General features: G+C 61.9%; 15 protein-coding genes and 1 tRNA gene. 7 read left to right on the forward strand and 9 right to left on the reverse strand.

Annotation, left to right across the window (positions count from 1 at the left end; genetic code table 11):
• Positions 1-12 precede the first annotated feature (12 nt).
• Entirely contained in the window at positions 13-2,184 is a 2,172-nt protein-coding gene (locus GOB82_RS04775; protein WP_242007192.1) for a hypothetical protein, read from the forward strand.
• A gap of 16 nt (positions 2,185-2,200) precedes the next feature.
• Positions 2,201-2,896, forward strand: a complete 696-nt coding sequence (locus GOB82_RS04780) for a histidine phosphatase family protein (protein ID WP_166120320.1) — start codon at positions 2,201-2,203, stop codon at positions 2,894-2,896.
• Positions 2,897-2,969: 73 nt separating this feature from the next.
• Here the strand turns inward: GOB82_RS04780 and treF are convergent, their stop codons facing one another.
• Positions 2,970-5,267 (reverse strand): alpha,alpha-trehalase TreF, encoded by a 2,298-nt coding sequence (gene treF, locus GOB82_RS04785; RefSeq protein ID WP_166120323.1) that lies wholly within the window; start codon positions 5,265-5,267, stop codon positions 2,970-2,972.
• A 228-nt stretch (positions 5,268-5,495) separates the two neighbouring features.
• Between treF and tldD the strand changes: the two genes are divergently transcribed.
• From tldD to GOB82_RS04800, 3 genes are all read left to right on the forward strand, one after another.
• Complete coding sequence (gene tldD / locus GOB82_RS04790; RefSeq protein WP_166120326.1) at positions 5,496-6,953, forward strand: metalloprotease TldD; 1,458 nt, start codon at positions 5,496-5,498, stop codon at positions 6,951-6,953.
• Between the two features lie 165 nt (positions 6,954-7,118).
• A complete protein-coding gene (tyrS, locus tag GOB82_RS04795) occupies positions 7,119-8,378 on the forward strand; it encodes a tyrosine--tRNA ligase (RefSeq protein ID WP_166120329.1) in 1,260 nt (419 codons plus the stop codon).
• A 42-nt stretch (positions 8,379-8,420) separates the two neighbouring features.
• Positions 8,421-8,789, forward strand: a complete 369-nt coding sequence (locus GOB82_RS04800; protein ID WP_166120331.1) for a hypothetical protein — start codon at positions 8,421-8,423, stop codon at positions 8,787-8,789.
• A 565-nt stretch (positions 8,790-9,354) separates the two neighbouring features.
• Here GOB82_RS04800 and GOB82_RS04805 read toward each other — a convergent pair.
• From GOB82_RS04805 to GOB82_RS13510, 8 genes are all read right to left on the reverse strand, one after another.
• Positions 9,355-9,429: transfer RNA gene (locus tag GOB82_RS04805), tRNA-Thr, on the reverse strand.
• A gap of 65 nt (positions 9,430-9,494) precedes the next feature.
• Complete coding sequence (dksA, locus tag GOB82_RS04810) at positions 9,495-9,908, reverse strand: RNA polymerase-binding protein DksA (RefSeq protein ID WP_166120333.1); 414 nt, start codon at positions 9,906-9,908, stop codon at positions 9,495-9,497.
• 201 nt (positions 9,909-10,109) lie between these two features.
• Positions 10,110-11,411, reverse strand: a complete 1,302-nt coding sequence (locus GOB82_RS04815; RefSeq protein ID WP_166120336.1) for an O-antigen ligase family protein — start codon at positions 11,409-11,411, stop codon at positions 10,110-10,112.
• A gap of 81 nt (positions 11,412-11,492) precedes the next feature.
• Entirely contained in the window at positions 11,493-12,098 is a 606-nt protein-coding gene (gene ssb, locus GOB82_RS04820) for a single-stranded DNA-binding protein (RefSeq protein ID WP_166120339.1), read from the reverse strand.
• Between the two features lie 157 nt (positions 12,099-12,255).
• Entirely contained in the window at positions 12,256-12,888 is a 633-nt protein-coding gene (gene rsmD, locus GOB82_RS04825) for a 16S rRNA (guanine(966)-N(2))-methyltransferase RsmD (RefSeq protein WP_166120342.1), read from the reverse strand.
• A gap of 2 nt (positions 12,889-12,890) precedes the next feature.
• Positions 12,891-13,676, reverse strand: coding sequence for a pseudouridine synthase (locus tag GOB82_RS04830; RefSeq protein WP_166120345.1), 786 nt, complete (start codon positions 13,674-13,676; stop codon positions 12,891-12,893).
• The gene (locus tag GOB82_RS04835) at positions 13,673-14,401 is read right to left on the reverse strand and encodes a gamma-glutamyl-gamma-aminobutyrate hydrolase family protein (RefSeq protein WP_166120348.1); all 729 of its coding nucleotides are present in this window, start codon (positions 14,399-14,401) and stop codon (positions 13,673-13,675) included. The genes GOB82_RS04830 and GOB82_RS04835 overlap by 4 nt, the downstream gene beginning before the upstream one ends.
• A gap of 130 nt (positions 14,402-14,531) precedes the next feature.
• On the reverse strand, positions 14,532-14,660 hold the full coding sequence (locus tag GOB82_RS13510) for a hypothetical protein (protein WP_265794131.1): 129 nt from the start codon (positions 14,658-14,660) through the stop codon (positions 14,532-14,534).
• A gap of 294 nt (positions 14,661-14,954) precedes the next feature.
• On the opposite strand from GOB82_RS13510, the gene GOB82_RS04840 reads away from it, so the two are divergent.
• Both GOB82_RS04840 and GOB82_RS04845 read left to right on the forward strand, forming a co-directional pair.
• Positions 14,955-15,434, forward strand: a complete 480-nt coding sequence (locus tag GOB82_RS04840) for a nucleoside deaminase (protein WP_166120455.1) — start codon at positions 14,955-14,957, stop codon at positions 15,432-15,434.
• Positions 15,435-15,619: 185 nt separating this feature from the next.
• Positions 15,620-17,212 carry a Do family serine endopeptidase gene (locus GOB82_RS04845; protein ID WP_166120350.1) on the forward strand — a complete coding sequence of 531 codons (1,593 nt, stop codon included), beginning with the start codon at positions 15,620-15,622 and terminating at the stop codon, positions 17,210-17,212.
• The last annotated feature ends 318 nt before the right edge of the window (positions 17,213-17,530 follow it).

A 17,530-nucleotide genomic window follows, 5' to 3' on the forward strand; every position in this document is an offset into this window, starting at 1 on the left:
GAAAGTGGAAAAATGTTTGCCAGAAACCTGACGGAAACCCTGCTGCACGTGCTGGACCGCCCGGAACTGCGCCTGCTGGCGGCTGAATGCCGGATTGTGCTGGACCCCTCCGTGGCCCATCCGTTTCATGTCAGGGGGGGCGGGCAGATCGTGCTGGGTGCGCCCTGTCTGGGGGAGCGGCGGGTTGTGGCGTTCCACCTGCGCCATGCACTGGAACTGGCCGTCCTGTCCGGCCACGAAACACCGGATCTGGCGCAGGCGGTTAAAATTTCTTTCTCTGCGGCCAGAACAGCCGCCCGGTTCTGGATGCTGGATGCACCGGCAGGCCTCCCTGCTCCGGAGGCATGGGTCCGGGCATGCGCCAGCCGCACGCCACCAGCGAGAGAGGATCTGCCCCAGCTTTTTGCGGTGCTGCGGCCCTTGCTCACTGTTCTGGATGGCCGTGCTGATGAGGCACTATGGGCTGATGTACATATGTGGCTTGTTCAGGCATGGCCCCTTATTGGCCCGGTTGAGGCCTTGATGGCCGAAGGGGGTGATGCCCGGCTGACGATTGATGCGCGGACTGGCCTGAATCATTACGGGTGTTCGCACCGCCCGCGCCCCTGGGCGGTAACGTTTGCGTCCTCAACCGCGTCGTCCCTGTCTGAGCGGGGTTTTGGGGGGGGCGAGATGGCGCGTATTGCGCTGGCCCGGGCTGTGGTGGAGGGGCGCGCACCGCAGATGTTGCAGGATCTGGCCCTTGAAGTTCGGGGTTTTCTGGCCAGCTGGTATGGGCTGCTGGGGCCGGACCATGTGGTGCTTGCGTCCTCCGGGACAGATTGCGCACTGGGGGTGCTGGCCCTCTCCATCCTTCAGGGGCAACCGGTGACAACGGTGCTGACAGCCCCGGAAGAAACCGGCAGTGGTGTTCCGCTGGCGTCTCATGGTCGGCATTTTGCTCAGGAAACAGCCCTTGGCGCGTCAGTCTGCAAGGGGGATCTGGTGGCAGGATTCCCCGATGATACGCGCTGCCTGACTCTCCCCTTGCGGGACGAGCATGGCCGCCTGTTGCCAGATGCCGAGGTGATGGCCGCCTGCGCGGAATACATCAGGACAGAGCTGGCGCAGGGGCGGCGTGTTCTGCTGCATGTGCTGGATCTGTCCAAAACCGGTTTGCTGGCACCTGATCTGGATGCTCTTGCCACATTATGTGCTGCGTATCCCGGGCAGGTGGATGTGGTGGTGGATGCCTGTCAGGCGCGGGTCATGCCAGAACGGGTTCAGGCTTATCTGGCCCACGGCTGGGCCGTGATGGTGACAGGCTCCAAGTTTTTCACGGGGCCTCCGTTCTGCGGGGCGCTGCTGCTGCCGGAATGCTGGAAAAAGCGGCTGGATCAGGGCGCATTGCCGGAGGGGCTTGCTGCCTATGCCAATCAGTGTGAATGGCCTGCCAGTCTGGCGTGCCGGGGGCTTGCCGCAGGGTTTAATCATGGTCTTCTGCTGCGCTGGCGGGCGGCGCAGGCGGAAATGGCGGCCCTTGGCGCAATTCCCCCGAGACTCGTCGCAGAACGGCTGAACCGCTTTCTGGCGGCTGTCACGCAGGGGATTGAGGAGAATGCTGACCTTCAGTTTCTCCCGCAGCCTGCTCCGCAGCGTGTGGTGCTTCCGGAGGATTGGGACCGCCAGCAGACCATTCTTTCTTTTCTGGTGCGCGCTCCGGAAGGGCGTGCGGGCATGGTGCCGCTGGATCTGGCGCGATGTCGAAAGCTCTATCAGTGGCTGAATGCGGATGTTTCGCCCTATGTCCCACAGAACAGGAAAGCTCTTGCCGCACTGCTTTGCCATATCGGCCAGCCCGTTTCCGTTCCCTGCCGGGAGGCCGCCGGAGGGGTGGCGGGTGCGCTCAGAATCTCTGCCGGAGCACGGCTTGTCTCAGGGGAACCGTCTCATGAAGGGCTGGATGCCACGGCCCGCATGTCGCGCGAAATTCAGGATGCTCTCAGGGTTCTGGAGAAGATCAGCCTGATTCTGGCTCATTGGGACGCTATCGCTCAGGCTGACCCGCTGCCGTCTTATGCTCCGTGTGGGGCCTTTGAAGAGGGCGGGGACGAGTCTCTCTGGTCACAGGGGTCGGGTCCGGAGCCGAAAAGGCCAGATGTGGTCAGGCGTGCCATTTCCGCTCTTGCGTTGGGCGGTTCCTGACAGCACAAAATAGCCCATGACGATTACCTTCTCATCCCCCGCCGTCCAGCACGCAAATCAGGGTAATTTTCTTGATACCCCACAGTTGGCGCCCGGTATTACGCGGTTCTGGCTGATCCGCCACGCGCTGGTGGAACAGAATGCGCGCCTGCGCCTGTATGGGGCGCTGGATGTGCCGCTTTGCCCGGATAGCCTGATTGCCCAGCGCCCGATGTATGAAGCGCTTGCGGCACGCCTGCCCAAGCAGGCCCGGTGGCTTGTCAGCCCGCTTTCCCGCACGCGGCGCACGGCACAGGCCATTCAGGACGCAGGCTACGGGCCTGTGAGCATGGATGTGGAACCAGCCCTGATCGAACAGAATCTGGGGGACTGGCATAACCTGCCGCATCGTGACCTGTCGCAGCATCTGCGTCTGGCCCCGCATCCGTTCTGGTCTGTCTCGGCAACGGAATGCCCCCCCGGTGGGGAGAGTATGCTGGATGTGTGCGGGCGTGTTGGTGTGGCGCTGGACCGCCTTGCGGAGGCGTATGCGGGGCAGGATATTGTGGCTGTCAGCCATGGCGGAGCCATCCGGGCGGCTTTGGCGCATGCCCTGCGGGTTCACCCGGAAACTGCCCTGCATTTCTCCATCCAGAACCTGTCTCTCACTATTCTGGAACGGCTGGATGTGGGCTGGCGCGTTGTCACGGTGAACGAGCTTCCCGGCATCTGAGGCACCAGCTTTCAGACTCCGGAGAGCAGCGCCTCCGGAGTGACCGGGGCCGCAATCTCTCCCCCTACAGGCTTTACATCTCCGGCGCGGTTGCCTTCGAGTTCGGTGTCGGTGTCGGTGTCGGTGTCGGTGTCGGTGTCGGTGTCGGTGTCGGTGTCGGTGTCTGCGGTGCGGGGCTGGGCGTCACGGACGGCTCATCCGTGGCGGGAGAGGCTGGTGCGGGCCTGTGCTCCGGTTGTCGGGCCGGAGAGAGGGGCTTCGTCTGTTCGCCCGGTTTTTCGGGACTGTTCTGAGGCGCTCGGCCTGCGGAATCTGGAGCCGCCGATGAGCCCGCGTGCGTGGCGTGCGGCGCGGGAGCAGGAGGCTCTGGCGTGTCGTGCAGTGCTGGCTGGTCGGGCTTGAGAGAGGAAACCGGCACACCTTTCAGCGGCGAGTGCTCCGTAACAGGAATGTCCGGACCTTTGGCGCCCCATGCGTTCACAGGCGGCAGGGGCTGTTGGGAAGCCTGATCTGCCAGAGGGTTGTTGTTCAGCACCGCGCGGCTGTTCTGCGGGTAGCGGTTCATCAGCCCAAGCAATGTGCCGTTGGTCCAGCCAAAGCCAACCTGCATGGGGTATTCCCCGCCGCCCTTGCCCCCGGTCGGGCTGAGGGTAGGGGCTACGACATCATATTTCTCAAGCAGCACCCCGCTTTTTTCGTAGGTGCCAATCACGCGGGCCATCCAGCGGCGGCCAATTTCGGCGGCCAGATCCTCATGCCCGTACTGTTCCAGCCCCTTGATGGCCATCCATTCTTCGGGGGCCCAGCCATTGGGGAAATCCCACTGCTGGCCGGTGTTGCGGTCTGTCACGGTCAGGCCGCCCGCATGGAGCAGGCGGGCTTTGACAGTCCGGGCAACAGCATCGGCCTTGTCCTGTGGCGCAACATGCAGGAACAGCGGCACGACTGTGGCGGTTGAAAGCACATCTCTCAGATGCCCGGTGCGCCAGTTATAATCGAAATACGCTCCTTCCTTTTCATTCCACAGAACGCGGTTGATGGCGTTCTGAAGCTGGGAGGCCTGCCGGGCATAGAGGGCGGCTTTGTCTTTTTCACCGTTCAGGGCGTAGGCGTGAGAAAGCGTCTGCTCCAGATGCACCATCAGGCAGTTATATTCGACCGTGATCAGAGAGGTGGTGATGATGCTGTCCAGCGTCCTGCCGTCCGCCAACCAGCGGGAAGAATAGTCCCACCCTGTTTCTGCTCCGGCGCGGAGATCCCGCCAGAGTTCAGAGGCGGGGCGCCGGGAGCGTTTCGCTGTTGCCAGATCCTGCGGAAAGCTTTCGTCACGCGGGGTATCCATATCGTCCCACGGCCGGAACATCAGGGTGCCGTCCGGCAGGCGCACCACATGCTGCCATGCGGCACCGGGGCTGAGTGTTTCTGCCCCGTGTGTCCAGTAGTCATATTCACGCTGGAGCTCTGGCAGGAAGGTTGTGTACACCACCTGCCCATCGTGGCTGGCAAGCAGATCCAGCATCACGGAGAAAAAGGGCGGCTGAGAGCGGCTGAGGTAATATGTCCGGTTGCCGTTGGGCATGTGGCCGTACCGGTCGATCAGGGAGGCGATGTCCCGCACCATGTTGCGCAGCAGGTCGATGCGGCCGTCTTCATAGAGGCCGATCATGGTAAAGTAGCTGTCCCAGTAATAAAACTCTGAGAACCGCCCGCCAGGGACAACATATTTTTCAGGAAGCGGCAGCAGGGAAGACCAGGGCACGGCGGGATCCGCGTCCCGTGTCAGCACGTCCCACATACCGGAGATGTAATCACGCACACTTTCGCCCGGCGTGCGGCTGTACGCAGCGGAGCGCAGCACGGGAATGGTGAAATGCTGTGAGACAAAAGCCTTCAGGTTGAAGCCGGGTTGCGTTTTTTCCCGCCGCCACTCCGCCACCAGATCAGTCGGGGCCTGATCGGGAATGGCATCCGCCACAGCCTTGGCATCTGTAAACAGTCCGGCTGCGTGGATGGCGGTAAACAGATCGCCCAGAGCAATGGAGGGCGGGCGCAGGTCCTGCGGTACAGAGGTCGGCGCACCGCGCCCCCCGGTGCTGGTGGCGGCAGAGGGCGCGGAGTTTTTCTCGCCAGAAGGCGCATCCGGTGTGGCGGCCCCTCCGGAGACAGGTTTTTTTTCAGGAGCAGGAGCAGGAGCAGGAGCAGGAGCAGGAGCAGGTACCTGTGCCAGCGCAGGGGCCGGCAGTGCTGCCAGAGCACAGAGCAGCGTCAGACGAAGCGTCAGGCCGTGATGTTTGTTCACGCCGCAGGCGGCAGGCTGGGGCTGTCTGGGGTGGGGTGTTCCGGTATGTGTCCTGTCCTGATATTCACGCATAACTGTCTTTCGTCTGGCTGCGGCGGAGTGCGGGGCGCGCCGGGGAGAAAGGCCGAGGCATCCAGCCTGTCACAGGCGCTGAACAGGCTCAGGCCCCGTCTCCCGTCATCAAACAGAAACGATGAAACCTCTTGCGGGTTTTGTGGCAACACTTAACTGTTTATGCTCTGTCCGCTCTGCCGGGAGAACCCGCTACCCGGAGCCGTAGTCCTGTCAGGAGTTTTGTCCATGTCATCCATTCCTTCAAGCCCTGGCGCTCTGGCGGTCACAGACCAGATGTTTTTTGAAAGACCCGGTGCCCTGCTGGATCGCGCGGATGCGGAAGCCCTGACCCGCAAGGCGCTGGACGGCATGGATGATGGTGAACTGTTTCTGGAATACCGGGAGAGCGAAGGGATTGCGCTGGATGATGGTGTGATCCGCTCCGCCTCCTTTGACACCACCAGCGGGTTCGGCCTGCGGGCGGTGCTGGGGGAAGAAACCGGGTTTGCCCATTCGGATGATCTGAGCCGCTCTGCTCTGGCGCGGGCGGGAGATGCGGTCAGTGCTGTGCGCGGCGGGCGGTCCGGCACGATGGCGGAGGCTCCCCGCTCCACCAACCTGCGGCTGTATACGGATGCCAACCCGCTGGGGGAGACAGATTTTGCCGCTCGCTCCGGCCTGTTGACCCGGATTGACGCGTTTGCCCGTGGGCAGGACCGCCGTGTGGTGCAGGTCATGGCGTCTCTTTCCGGTGAATGGCAGGCCGTGCAGATTATCCGTGCCGATGGCGCGCGGGTGGCGGACCTGCGCCCGCTGGTGCGACTGAATGTGTCTGTTGTGGTGGAGCAGGACGGCCGGCGGGAAAGCGGGAGCTACGGGCTTGGGGGGCGGTATGAGATCAACCGCCTGCTGGAAGAGGAAACCTGGCAGGGTGCGGTGAAGGAAGCCCTGCGGCAGGCTCTGGTGGCGCTGGAAGCCCGGCCTGCTCCGGCGGGGGAGATGGAAGTCGTGCTGGGGGCGGGCTGGCCCGGTATTCTGCTGCATGAAGCGGTGGGGCATGGGCTGGAAGGGGATTTCAACCGTAAGGGAACATCTGTTTTTGCCGGACGGATGGGCACGCGCGTTGCGGCCCCCGGTGTGACGGTGATTGATGATGGCTCTCTGCCCGACCGCCGTGGCAGCCTGACCATTGATGATGAAGGCACCCCCACAGGCCGCACCACGCTGATTGAGGATGGAATCCTGAAAGGCTACCTGCAGGACCGCCTGAACGCCCGCCTGATGGGCGTGGCCCCAACGGGCAATGGCCGCCGCCAGTCCTATGCGCATATGCCGCTCCCGCGCATGACCAATACGCTCATGCTGCCCGGTGAGGCCTCCACGGAGGAGATGATCAGCTCCATGAAGCGTGGCCTGTATGCCGTGCATTTTGGCGGCGGGCAGGTGGATATCACCTCCGGCAAGTTCGTGTTCTCCGCCTCCGAAGCCTATTTGGTGGAAGACGGCAGGATTACAGCACCCGTTAAAGGAGCCACGTTGATTGGCAATGGGGCGGAGGCCATGCAGCACGTTTCCATGATCGGGAAGGATATGGAGCTTGATCCGGGGATTGGCACCTGCGGCAAGGCGGGGCAGGGCGTGCCCGTTGGGGTGGGGCAGCCCACCCTGAAAATGACAGGCCTGACGGTGGGCGGCACGGCCTGACACCGTCAGGGTCGCCACGGTAGCGGGCACAGCTCCAGAGCAAGTTCATATCAGGTGCCAGCACAGGGGCGGGCAGAGGTTCTGCCGGGCCTGCGCTCATGCTAGAGCGTGGGCCGGGCAGCCTTTTCCAGCGGCAGGCAGAGGCGTAAACAGGAATTAAAGAGAATGGTCGAAAACGGGTTTCAGAGTTCCTTCATGCAGGAAGCCGCCGCGCGTGGCTTCATTTTCCAGTGCACGGACCCCGTTGCACTGGATGAGGCAATGGCGAAGGGTTCTGTAGCGGCCTATATCGGGTTTGACCCCACGGCAGACAGCCTGCATGTGGGCAGCCTGATCCAGATCATGATGCTGCGGCTGCTGCAGAAGCACGGGCACCGGCCTGTGGCTCTGGTGGGCGGTGGCACAGCCAGAATTGGGGATCCGTCTTTCCGTGAGGAAGCCCGGCGGCTGATGACGGAAGAGACCATCCGCACCAATCTGGCCGGTATTGAAGGATGCCTGCGCCAGTTCCTGACCTTTGGTGAGGGCACATCAGAAGCCATTCTTGTCAACAATGCCGACTGGCTGGACAAGCTGGCCTATATTGATCTGCTGCGGGATGTGGGGGTGCATTTTTCCATCAACCGCATGCTTTCCTTTGAGTCCGTCAAGAACCGTCTGGACCGTGAGCAGGGTCTGACTTTTCTGGAGTTCAATTACTCCATTCTTCAGTCCTATGACTTCCGGGAGTTGAACCGCCGCCACGGGGTGACACTTCAGCTTGGCGGGTCTGACCAGTGGGGCAATATCGTCTCCGGTGTGGATCTGGTGCGCCGCACGGAGCAGAAAAGCGTGATGGGCCTGACCACGCCGCTGCTCACCACGTCTTCCGGCGCCAAGATGGGCAAGACCGCCAATGGCGCTGTCTGGCTTTCTGAAGCGCGGCTGCCGGTGTTTGATTACTGGCAGTTCTGGCGGAACACGGAAGATGCCGATGTCGGCCGCTTTCTGCGCCTGTTTACAGACCTCTCTCTGGAAGAATGCGCCCGGCTGGAAGCCTTGCAGGGGGCTGAGATCAACGAAGCCAAGAAAATTCTGGCAACGGAAGCCACAGCGCTGTGCCACGGTCGGGATCTGGCTCAGGCGGCGGCGGAAGCGGCCCGCCAGACGTTTGAGGAAGGCCGGGTTGCCGCGGCGGATCTGCCTGTGCACATCGTGCCGCAGGCCCTGCTGGCGGAGGGTGTGCCGGTGTTCCGCCTGTTTGTGGAAGCCGGTCTGGTCAAAACCAACGGAGAGGCCCGTCGGCTGGTGCGCGGGGGCGGTGCCCGTGTGAACAATGCCGTGGTGCAGGATGAAAACTGCGTGATTTCTGAAAAAGACATGGTGGAAGGGGCCATTCGCCTCTCTTCTGGCAAAAAGCACCATGTTCTGGTCAAAATCGGGTAGTTTCCTTACCAAAATCAATCAAGGGAGACAGGAGTGAGCCTCATGAAACGTGCCTCTCTGATTACAGGCTGTATTGGGCTCATACTTGTCGGCACGCTGTCTGGTTGTGCGGGCCGGGTTTATAGCCGTGGCTATAACTATTATGGCTATACCCCGGCTTATAGCGGGTATGACGAGTATTACGGCTATGGTTCCGGCCCCCGCTGGGGCTACTATGCCGCGCGTCCGGTCCGTCCGTATCCTGTCTATCGGCCCGGCATCGGGCATCGTCCGGGTGGTTGGCACGGTCGCCCCCCCGGTCGTCCCGGTGGGTGGCGCCCTGGTGGTGGGGGCCGCCCCGGTGGCGGACCCGGTGGTGGTGGACACGGGCCCGGAGGTGGGCACGGCGGAGGTGGCCGACCGGGCCACTGATCAGAAGTCAGAATTCTGTTTGAAAGAGGGGGCTGTGATGCAGCTCCCTTTTTTATGCCCGGTTTTTACGTCCGGTTCGGGAGGGGCGCGGGTATCTGAGGCCATCCACGCCTGTGCCAATACCCCGCGCCCATGCGTCAGCCAGATGGCATGGGTGGGCCTGAAGGGCGCTGCGCTACGAGAGTCCTGTAAATATAAAGAAATCCAGTGAATTATCCACAGGGGTTGGAGTCGCTTTTCAGGGGTTTTCTGAGTCGTGCACCGAGGTTGCGCCCGTTATCCACAGATTTACCCACGAATCCGGAAACGGCCTGACTGGAACGCCCCTGCCGGGCAGGCTTGCGGGTCTCACAGGAGCGGAAAGCCCCTCAGAGTAGCCGCAGGGGAGGGCATGGAGCCGTGATGTGGCGGGATGTTCTGAAAACTGGAGCGCCATCCATGTGGCCCGGCTGCGATGCTGCGCGTGTGTTCCGCTCGGCATAGGCGCACGGGCATGGCAGATCCGCTTTCCACACCCTTCATACAGGCGATGGATGAAGCGGGATTATATATAAGGAGAAAAGCGTGGTGCTGCTGGACAGGATTGAACTGTCGACCTCTCCCTTACCAAGGGAGTGCTCTACCACTGAGCTACAGCAGCCCGCTGGCGGCGTTCTAGCTGTTCGTGCCAAACGCCGCAAGTCTGTTTCCGCCTAAAAAGCGGAATTAATCGTCGCGGTGGGTTTTTTCCATCCGTTCATGCTGTTCCTGTGCCTCAATGGACAGGGTGGCAATCGGGCGGGCTTCCAGCCGACGCAGGGTGATGGGCTCACCCGTGTCTTCACAATAGCCGTAGGAGCCGTTCTCAATGCGCTGAAGAGCAAGGTTGATCTTGCCGATCAGCTTGCGGGCGCGGTCCCGTGTGCGGAGTTCCAGAGCGCGGTCTGTTTCCACACTGGCGCGGTCTGTAATATCGGCTTCATGAATGCCGCCCTCAGACAGACTGGCAAGCGTATCTCCGGCCTCTTTGAGGAGTTCAGCGCGCCATTTCAGAAGTTTCTGTCTGAAATACTCAGTCTGAAGAGGGTTCATGAACTCTTCATCTTCTGACGGGCGATAATCTGGCGGTAGCGTAATCATGTCAGTTGTCAGCCTTTGCAATGACAGGACACCTGCCTTGAAAGAATGACGGGGCTTATAGCGGGGTGAACACAGAACGCCAAGAACATTATGGGATTTCAGGGGAAGAAAAAGGACAGCATAGGCATGCAGCCAGCGTGATATGGTCAAGAAATCACGTGTTACGCCGAGATGAATAACGGGAAATATTTCAGATTTCTTTCAAGCCGCCCCGGTGCGTTTCCCGGCAGGCGGATTTGCTGCAGCAGAGGCCGCCAGCATCCATCCGGCAAACAGGGAAACCCACCCTGCCGTGGGGAAAGAGAACAGGGCGCTGGTGGAGGTAATCGGCCACCACAGCACACAGCACATGACAAACAGCATGGCCTGCTGCGGGTTTTGCACAGGGGCCAGAGCCCGCAAGCCGGTGCGAAACCAGCACGCCACCATCAGCCCGAACGCCACCAGCCCAGGCAGACCGGCGGTTGTGGCCACCTGTAGATAGTAATTATGCGGGTGAATATTGCAGCCCTTGCCGGTGTCACTGTCCAGGGGGGGCAGGCCGAGGCCTTTCAGGGCATCGGTGTGGAATGGGGTGTGGCAGAAATGCCTGAATCCATCCATGCCCAGCCCTACCCAAGGGTGTGAGACAATCATGGTCAGGGCTGTGCGGTAAAGCCTGCCGTAATCGCTCTGGGCAAAGTGATGGAGCTGGCTGGAAAACTTCAGGACCAGCTTGGCGTATGTACGGGGGGAGATGACCGGCAGGCTGGCCACCAGCCCCGCCATACCCACCAGCATCACCACAAAGGGCAGGCGGAAGCGGGGGACCATCAGCGCTGTCAGCGTCAGGCCGAACAGCATCAGTACGGTGCTCATCCGCTGCCCGATCAGCACCATGGTCGCCACGGCCAGAGCTAGCAGGAGGCCGCCTCCCATCCATGCGGAAAGGTGCCTGGTGTAAAGGGCGCGCAGGACAAGCGGCATCAGGGCGGGGAAGATGAGCATGAGCAGTGTGAAACCTGCCCGCGGCTTCATGAACGGGCCTGTCAGCGCGCCATCATCCGCCGGGGAGAAGCCCATCAGGTTGGTGCCGGTCAGATACTGTTCCCAGCACTGGCAGATCAGCCAGAGAGCCAGCGCGCACAGAATGGCCGCCAGCGCCCGCCTGTGGGTGGCGGGCACAAGAATCCAGCTCTCCAGTGCCGCTGTAAAGAGGATAAGCCGGGGCAGGCAGAGTGCCTGCACCCATGCGGCCTGCAAGCCGATATGGAAGGAGGAGAGCAGGCACAGCAGGCAGAACACCACTGCCGGGCGCAGCCATACGTGCCGCGTCCATTGCCAGTCTCTTCGCAGGGCCGAGTGAAGCAGGAACAGGCAGGCCACCAGTGTGGCCGCCACATCACTCAGGGCCCGGCTGTAGAACAGCAGGAGGGGGAGAAGGAGGGTGCTGCCCGTTCCGCACAGAGTGAGCGCTGTGGCGATGCGCTCGGAAAGGCAGGGGGCAGAAGGGGAGTTGACCATCTACGGGAAAAGCGTGCCGAGAAAGCCGTCAGCCCCCCGGCGTAGAACCGGGGGAGGGGCTATTCAGCGCACGCAACCTGTTCAGAACGGAATTTCGTCGTCAAGATCGCTGTTGCCCGGAGCATCCCAGCCGCCATTGCCGCCACCAGCATTGCCGCTGTTCGAGCCACGGGCCGGAGCATTCTGGCGCGGTGCGGAGGAACGACCGAAATCTCCCCCCATGTTGCCGCCGCCATAGCCGCCACTGCTCCCGCCTTCGTAGCCGCCGCCCGCGTTTCCGCCGCCGTAGCTGCTCCCGCCACCATAACCGCCGGACTCTTCGCCATCACCACCGCTGCGGCTGTCGAGCAGAACCAGTTCCCCACGGAAGCGCTCAACAATCACTTCAGTCGTATAGCGTTCCTGGCCGGACTGGTCGGTCCATTTCCGGGTTTGCAGAGCGCCTTCAAGGTAGACCTTGCGCCCCTTGCGCAGGAAGCGTTCCGCCACATCGGCCAGACGTTCATTGAACACCACCACGCGGTGCCATTCCGTGCGCTCCCGGCGTTCACCGGAGGCGCGATCGTTCCATGTGTCACTGGTGGCGATGGAAAAAGAGACAATTTTCATGCCGTTCTGGCTGGTGCGGACTTCCGGGTCCTTGCCCAGATTGCCGACCAGAATAACCTTGTTGACGCTGCCAGCCATCAGTGACCCCGTTTTCTAGAACAATAAAAAGAGTGTCTCGCCCGTGTAGCGCACTCTTGCGCCCCCCGCCAGTTCCCTGTGTGTTCCATGCGGAAAATGATGCAACAGGAAAGGGTAAGCCGGGCGGCGCAAGTTCCGGGGAGGTTTGGTCTGGCTCTTACAGCTTCCAGACTGAAAGCCGCGCCGCGCCGTGGCGGCGTTCCGCCAGCAGAAGGCCTGCATAGGCGGGGGGAGGCGGCGTGTCCTCATCGCTTTCCGGCGCGATGTCGGGGGGGAGTTCCGTGCCATCAGGCGCTTTCTGCCGGAGTGGCAGCGGTTCCTGCGCTGCGGTTTCAATCACCGCAATGGCGCCGGGGGCAATCCACCCCTGTGCGTTCAGGGCCGCCAGGGTACGGGCGGGCAGATCCTGCCGGTAGGGCGGGTCCAGAAACAGCAGGGAACACGGCGCGTGGGCGTGGATGGGCTTTGTCACATCCCGGGGGATCACCTTGCAGCGGTCCCCCCAGTTGCACCCGGCAATATTGGTGCGCAGGGCGGCAAGAGCCGCGCGGTCTGTTTCAAAAAACGTGGCGTGCTCTGCCCCGCGTGAGAGAGCCTCAAGTGCGAGCGCCCCGGTGCCGGCAAAGGCATCCAGCACGCGGGCGTTTGTCAGCAGGTCCGGCCCTCCCCATGGAGCATGGAGAAGGATGTCAAACATGGCCTGCCGCACCCGGTCCGCCGTAGGCCGTGTTGTTGTGCCCGTGGGGGCGGCCAGCATGCGGCCTTTGCGTGCGCCTGCGATAATCCGCATGGTTAGCGGGTCCGTCTGGCAGCCGTGCCGGAGGCCGGTTTGCGCGGAGCGGTCTTGTCTGTGGCTTTGGGCATCTGTTCGCGCAGGATCTTGCCCGGCACTTCCTCCAGCTCACCCCGTTGCAGGGTGCCAAGCTGGAAGGGGCCGTAACTGGTGCGGATCAGGCGGCTGACATGCAGGTTCAGGCCCATCATCACCTTGCGGATCTCACGGTTCTTGCCTTCGCGCAGCGCCACGGTCAGCCAGGCATTATCTCCCTTGCGAGAGTCGAGGCCCGCTTCAATCGGCCCGTACCGAACGCCATCAAACACGCTGCCATGGGCGAGGGAGGCCAGACGGGCTTCATCCACCACGCCAAAAACGCGCACACGGTAGCGGCGCAGCCAGCCATTGGTCGGCAGTTCCAGCCTGCGGGCCAGTTCGCCATCATTGGTCAGCAGCAGCAGCCCTTCACTGTTCAGGTCCAGCCGACCAACGCTGATCACGCGGGGCATGCCTTCGGGGAGGGAGGCAAAAACGGTCGGGCGGCCTTCCGGGTCCTTGTGTGTGGTCACCAGCCCGTCCGGCTTGTGGTAGCGCCACAGGCGGGTGCGCTGCGGCTGGTCCACAACGGTGCCATCCACCTGCACCACATCCTGCGCGGTGATGAACGTGGCGGGATGCGTAACGGGCTGGCCGTTCAGCTTCACGCGCCCGTCTTCAATCATCCGTTCTGCATCACGGCGGCTGGCCACACCAGTCCGGCCCAGCCATTTGGCGATGCGTTCCCCACGCGTATCCTGCGTCACACTGTTTCTCCTGCTGCCTGTACAAAGGCGCTTAAAATGCTCCGGTCACCCGGGTCTATGCCAAATTCCGGATGCCATTGCACCCCAAGGCAGAAAGGAAGAGAGGGGTCTTCCACCCCTTCAATCACCCCATCTTCCGCCACGGCGTTCACAACACCCCGCCCCGCAGTGCGGACAGCCTGATGATGGGAGGAGTTCACGGCCATGCGCGGCCGCCCCACACAGCGGGCCAGCAGGGTGTCCGGCTCAAGGAGCACGGCATGGCTGGCTTCATCTCTGGGGTTGGGCTGTTCGTGCGGAAGGGCGTCGGGGCGGGCATCCGGGATATGCTGGATCAACGTGCCGCCAAGGGCCACGGCCAGAAGCTGCATACCCCCGCAAATGCCCAGAACCGGCATCCTGCGTTGCATGGCGGCGGCCAGATAAGCCTGCTCGGCTGCCGTGCGCACCGGGCGCAGGGTCACGCTGCTGTGGCGCTCGGTCTCGCCATACAGGGCGGGGTCAATATCAAACGCGCCGCCGGTAATCAGCAGCCCGTCAATCCGCTCCATGAAATCGGGGGCAAGCTGCGGGAAGAGGGGAAGGGCCATGGGCAGGCCACCAGCCGTGGCAATGGCCGACATGTAGTTTTCCCGCAAGGCATACCAGGGGAAGCGGGAATAGCGGTCTGGTCCGCCCGCCTCGTGGTCAAGCGTAATGCCGATAACAGGGCGGCGTGCGGTCATAAACTCGGGTGTCTTTTTCAGAAAAATGTAAGGTCTGTGTCAGGTGCCACACCCTGTGCCGGTTTGCACGAGGATTATACAGACCTCACCCCGGCAAACCGCCCTGCCTGTCTGTGCCGAAAAGTAGGCTTCAGCCCGGCAGCAGGGATACAGGACGGTGGTGGGATGTCGCCGGTGCCGGTTCGTTCACCGTCCGGTCTGCAACGGCAAGCCCAAGGCCGATTGCCGCCGCAGCGAGGATAAGAGACAGACTATGCATTGTACCAATCCCTTCCGCTCTCCGGGTCAGGCGAGGCGCCTGACACTGTGGTCCCAACCAGATGTCTGTTACAGAACAGATCATGGCATCTATAAGGCATGATGACAGAGAAGAGCGCGCATTTGCAAGAAAAAACGCTCTTCTCAATTAAGGCAGGCTGCCTGATTTTCCTGAACAGCGTGTGAGGTGTGAAATAATGCGTGATTTCGGGTTTCAGACCAGTGGCACAGGCCGGATTTCGATAGGGTCATGCCGGGCGGCAGGGGAAAAACAGGGGTGAAGAAAGACACACCAATGGCAAGCGGGATGGAACTGGCGCTCATGGAAGCGCGGTACGCGGCGGAACGGGGGGAAGTGCCGGTTGGTGCCGTGGTACTGGGGCCGGATGGGGCGGTGCTGGCGCAGGCGGGAAACCGGGTGGAAGAGCTGAATGACCCGTCCGCCCATGCGGAAATGCTGGTGATGCGCGCGGCCCTTCAGGCGCGCGGTGGCCAGCGGCTGGCAGACTGCACGCTGGTTGTCACGCTCGAGCCGTGCCCCATGTGTGCGGCGGCGCTGGCGCATTTCCGGGTGGGGCGGGTGCTTTTCGGGGCGTATGACCCTAAAGGCGGCGGTGTTGAGCATGGTGCGCGGCTGCCTTTCCGGGCCGAGGCCCTGCACAGGCCCGAAATTATTGGCGGCGTGCGGGAGCGCGAGTCCGCTGCGCTGCTGAAGAGCTTTTTCCAGAACTTGAGGCAGCCGGGAGCCGGAGAGGAAAGCGGGAGGGGCGGGTAAATTCTGGCTTTCCCGCACAGGGCTCTTTTGTTTTTGTCAGCAGGGAACCATGTTAGTCACAGAAGCGTATGATACCCGGCAGAGGGTCCGGCTTTGCAAGAAAGCCGGGGCACAGGCCAGAGTGGTACGCCCCGGCAGGGATAGCCCTTGTCGGCAAGAGTTTTTAGGGAACAGTCGGAATCGTGATGTCGGAAAAATCTGTATCCAAGTTTTTCGGGCGGACTAGCCGCAAGACACTTCTGGCCCTTCTGGCTGGTGCAGCCGTTGTCGGGGCTTCAGGCGGAGGGCCGGTAGGCTTTTCTTCCGCCAGAGCGGAAGATGTCGGGGCGATCAAACCCAGCAGCCCGGTCCAGACGCTTCCAAATTTTGTTAATCTGGTCAAACAGGTCAAACCAGCCGTTGTGTCCATCACCTCCATGATCAAGGCGGATGCCGTTGAGGGTGAAGGCGGCGGAAACATGGGGGGTGGTGGCATGGGTGGAATGGGCGGCATGCCCTTTCCGTTCCCGTTTCCGTTCCAGATGGCACCGCAGCAGTCCCGGCAACTGATTGAAGCGCGCGGGTCGGGCTTCCTGATTTCTTCCGATGGCTACGTGGTGACAAACAACCACGTCGTCAAAGGGGCGACCAAGGTCACAGTCACGCTGGATGATGGCACGGCACTGCCTGCCAAGATCATCGGGCGTGATGGCAAGACGGATCTGGCGCTGCTGAAAGTGACATCACCCCAGAAGCTGCCCTTTATCGAGCTGGGTGAGTCTGATGATGTGCAGCCCGGTGAATGGGTGATTGCCGTTGGCAATCCGTATGGTCTGGGTGGCACGGTCACCGCCGGGATTGTTTCCGCCCGCGGGCGTGACATCAATGAAGGTCCGTACGACAACTTCATTCAGATTGATGCCCCCATCAACCGTGGGAACTCGGGCGGCCCGCTCTTCACGCAGGATGGCAAGGTGGTGGGGGTCAATACGGCCATCCTCTCTCCGTCCGGCGGGGGGTCTATTGGTATCGGCTTTGCCATTCCGTCTGACACGGTCCGTAGCGTGATCAGCCAGCTCCGCAAAACCGGCCATGTGGTGCGTGGTTATCTGGGTGTGAACGCGCAGGTGATTTCTCCCGCCATGGCCAAGGCGCTGAACATGCCGGTTCCGGTTCCGGGGGCACCGCCCGCCGGGGCTCTGGTGGCCAGTGTCAGCCCGGACAGCCCGGCCGAGAAGGCTGGCCTGAAGGCGGAAGATATCATCACGGACTTCAACGGCCAGAAAGTGACCTCTCCGCATGATCTGGCGGTGCGTGTTGCCTCTGTTGCACCCGGTTCAGACGTCAAGATCGGTTATCTGCGTGCAGGTGCCGCACAGAGCCTCACGGTCAAGATCGGCAATCTGGGCAAAGCGTCCAATGATGGCGGACTTGGCGGAAGTGCTGCATCCGGCCAGCATCTTGGTGTGTCTCTCACACCGTTGAGTGCGGACCTCCGCCGCCAGCTCGGGCTGGGGAGCGATGTGCATGGTGTGGTGGTGAATGATGTGCAGCCCGGCTCCGCCGCGGATCAGGCCGGTATTCGCCCTGGCGATGTGATCCAGTCTGTTGGCAATCAGGCGGTTGAGTCTCCGCGTGCGGCTGTGACAGCCGTCCGGAGCGCCCTTGCGGCCAAAAAGCCGGTTCTGCTCCGTATCCTGCGGGATGGGCAGTCCCTGTTTATTGCCATCTCTCCGGATGGTTCGGGTGATTCCTCGGGTTCCACCCCCGATACCGGCGAGGATGGTGACGACCAGTAAGGCTGGTTTCACCGCCCGTAACCGGGGGAAACCCCGGACAGACAAGACGCCGACTCTGAAAAGAGCCGGCGTTTTTTCTTGCTCGGGTCTCAGCCTTTGTTTGCCAAAACTGAGGAAAACAGCCGCTGAGGGAAAGGGTTGCTTCGAACGATTATAAAATTTTGATTAAATTCCTTTTTTTGCAGATGAATTTTCCCATGCGATCGGTTTAATGCTTCCAGCGCAACAAAGCCGGACTGATTTCTAATTGTCATTACAGCGTTTTTCTGGCGATGTTCGCCGTTCTTTCAGGTGTGGTGTGCAGCGGCTTTTCAGCGT

It is taken from the genome of Acetobacter farinalis, assembly GCF_011516935.1.
In the GTDB taxonomy this organism is placed as follows: domain Bacteria; phylum Pseudomonadota; class Alphaproteobacteria; order Acetobacterales; family Acetobacteraceae; genus Acetobacter; species Acetobacter farinalis.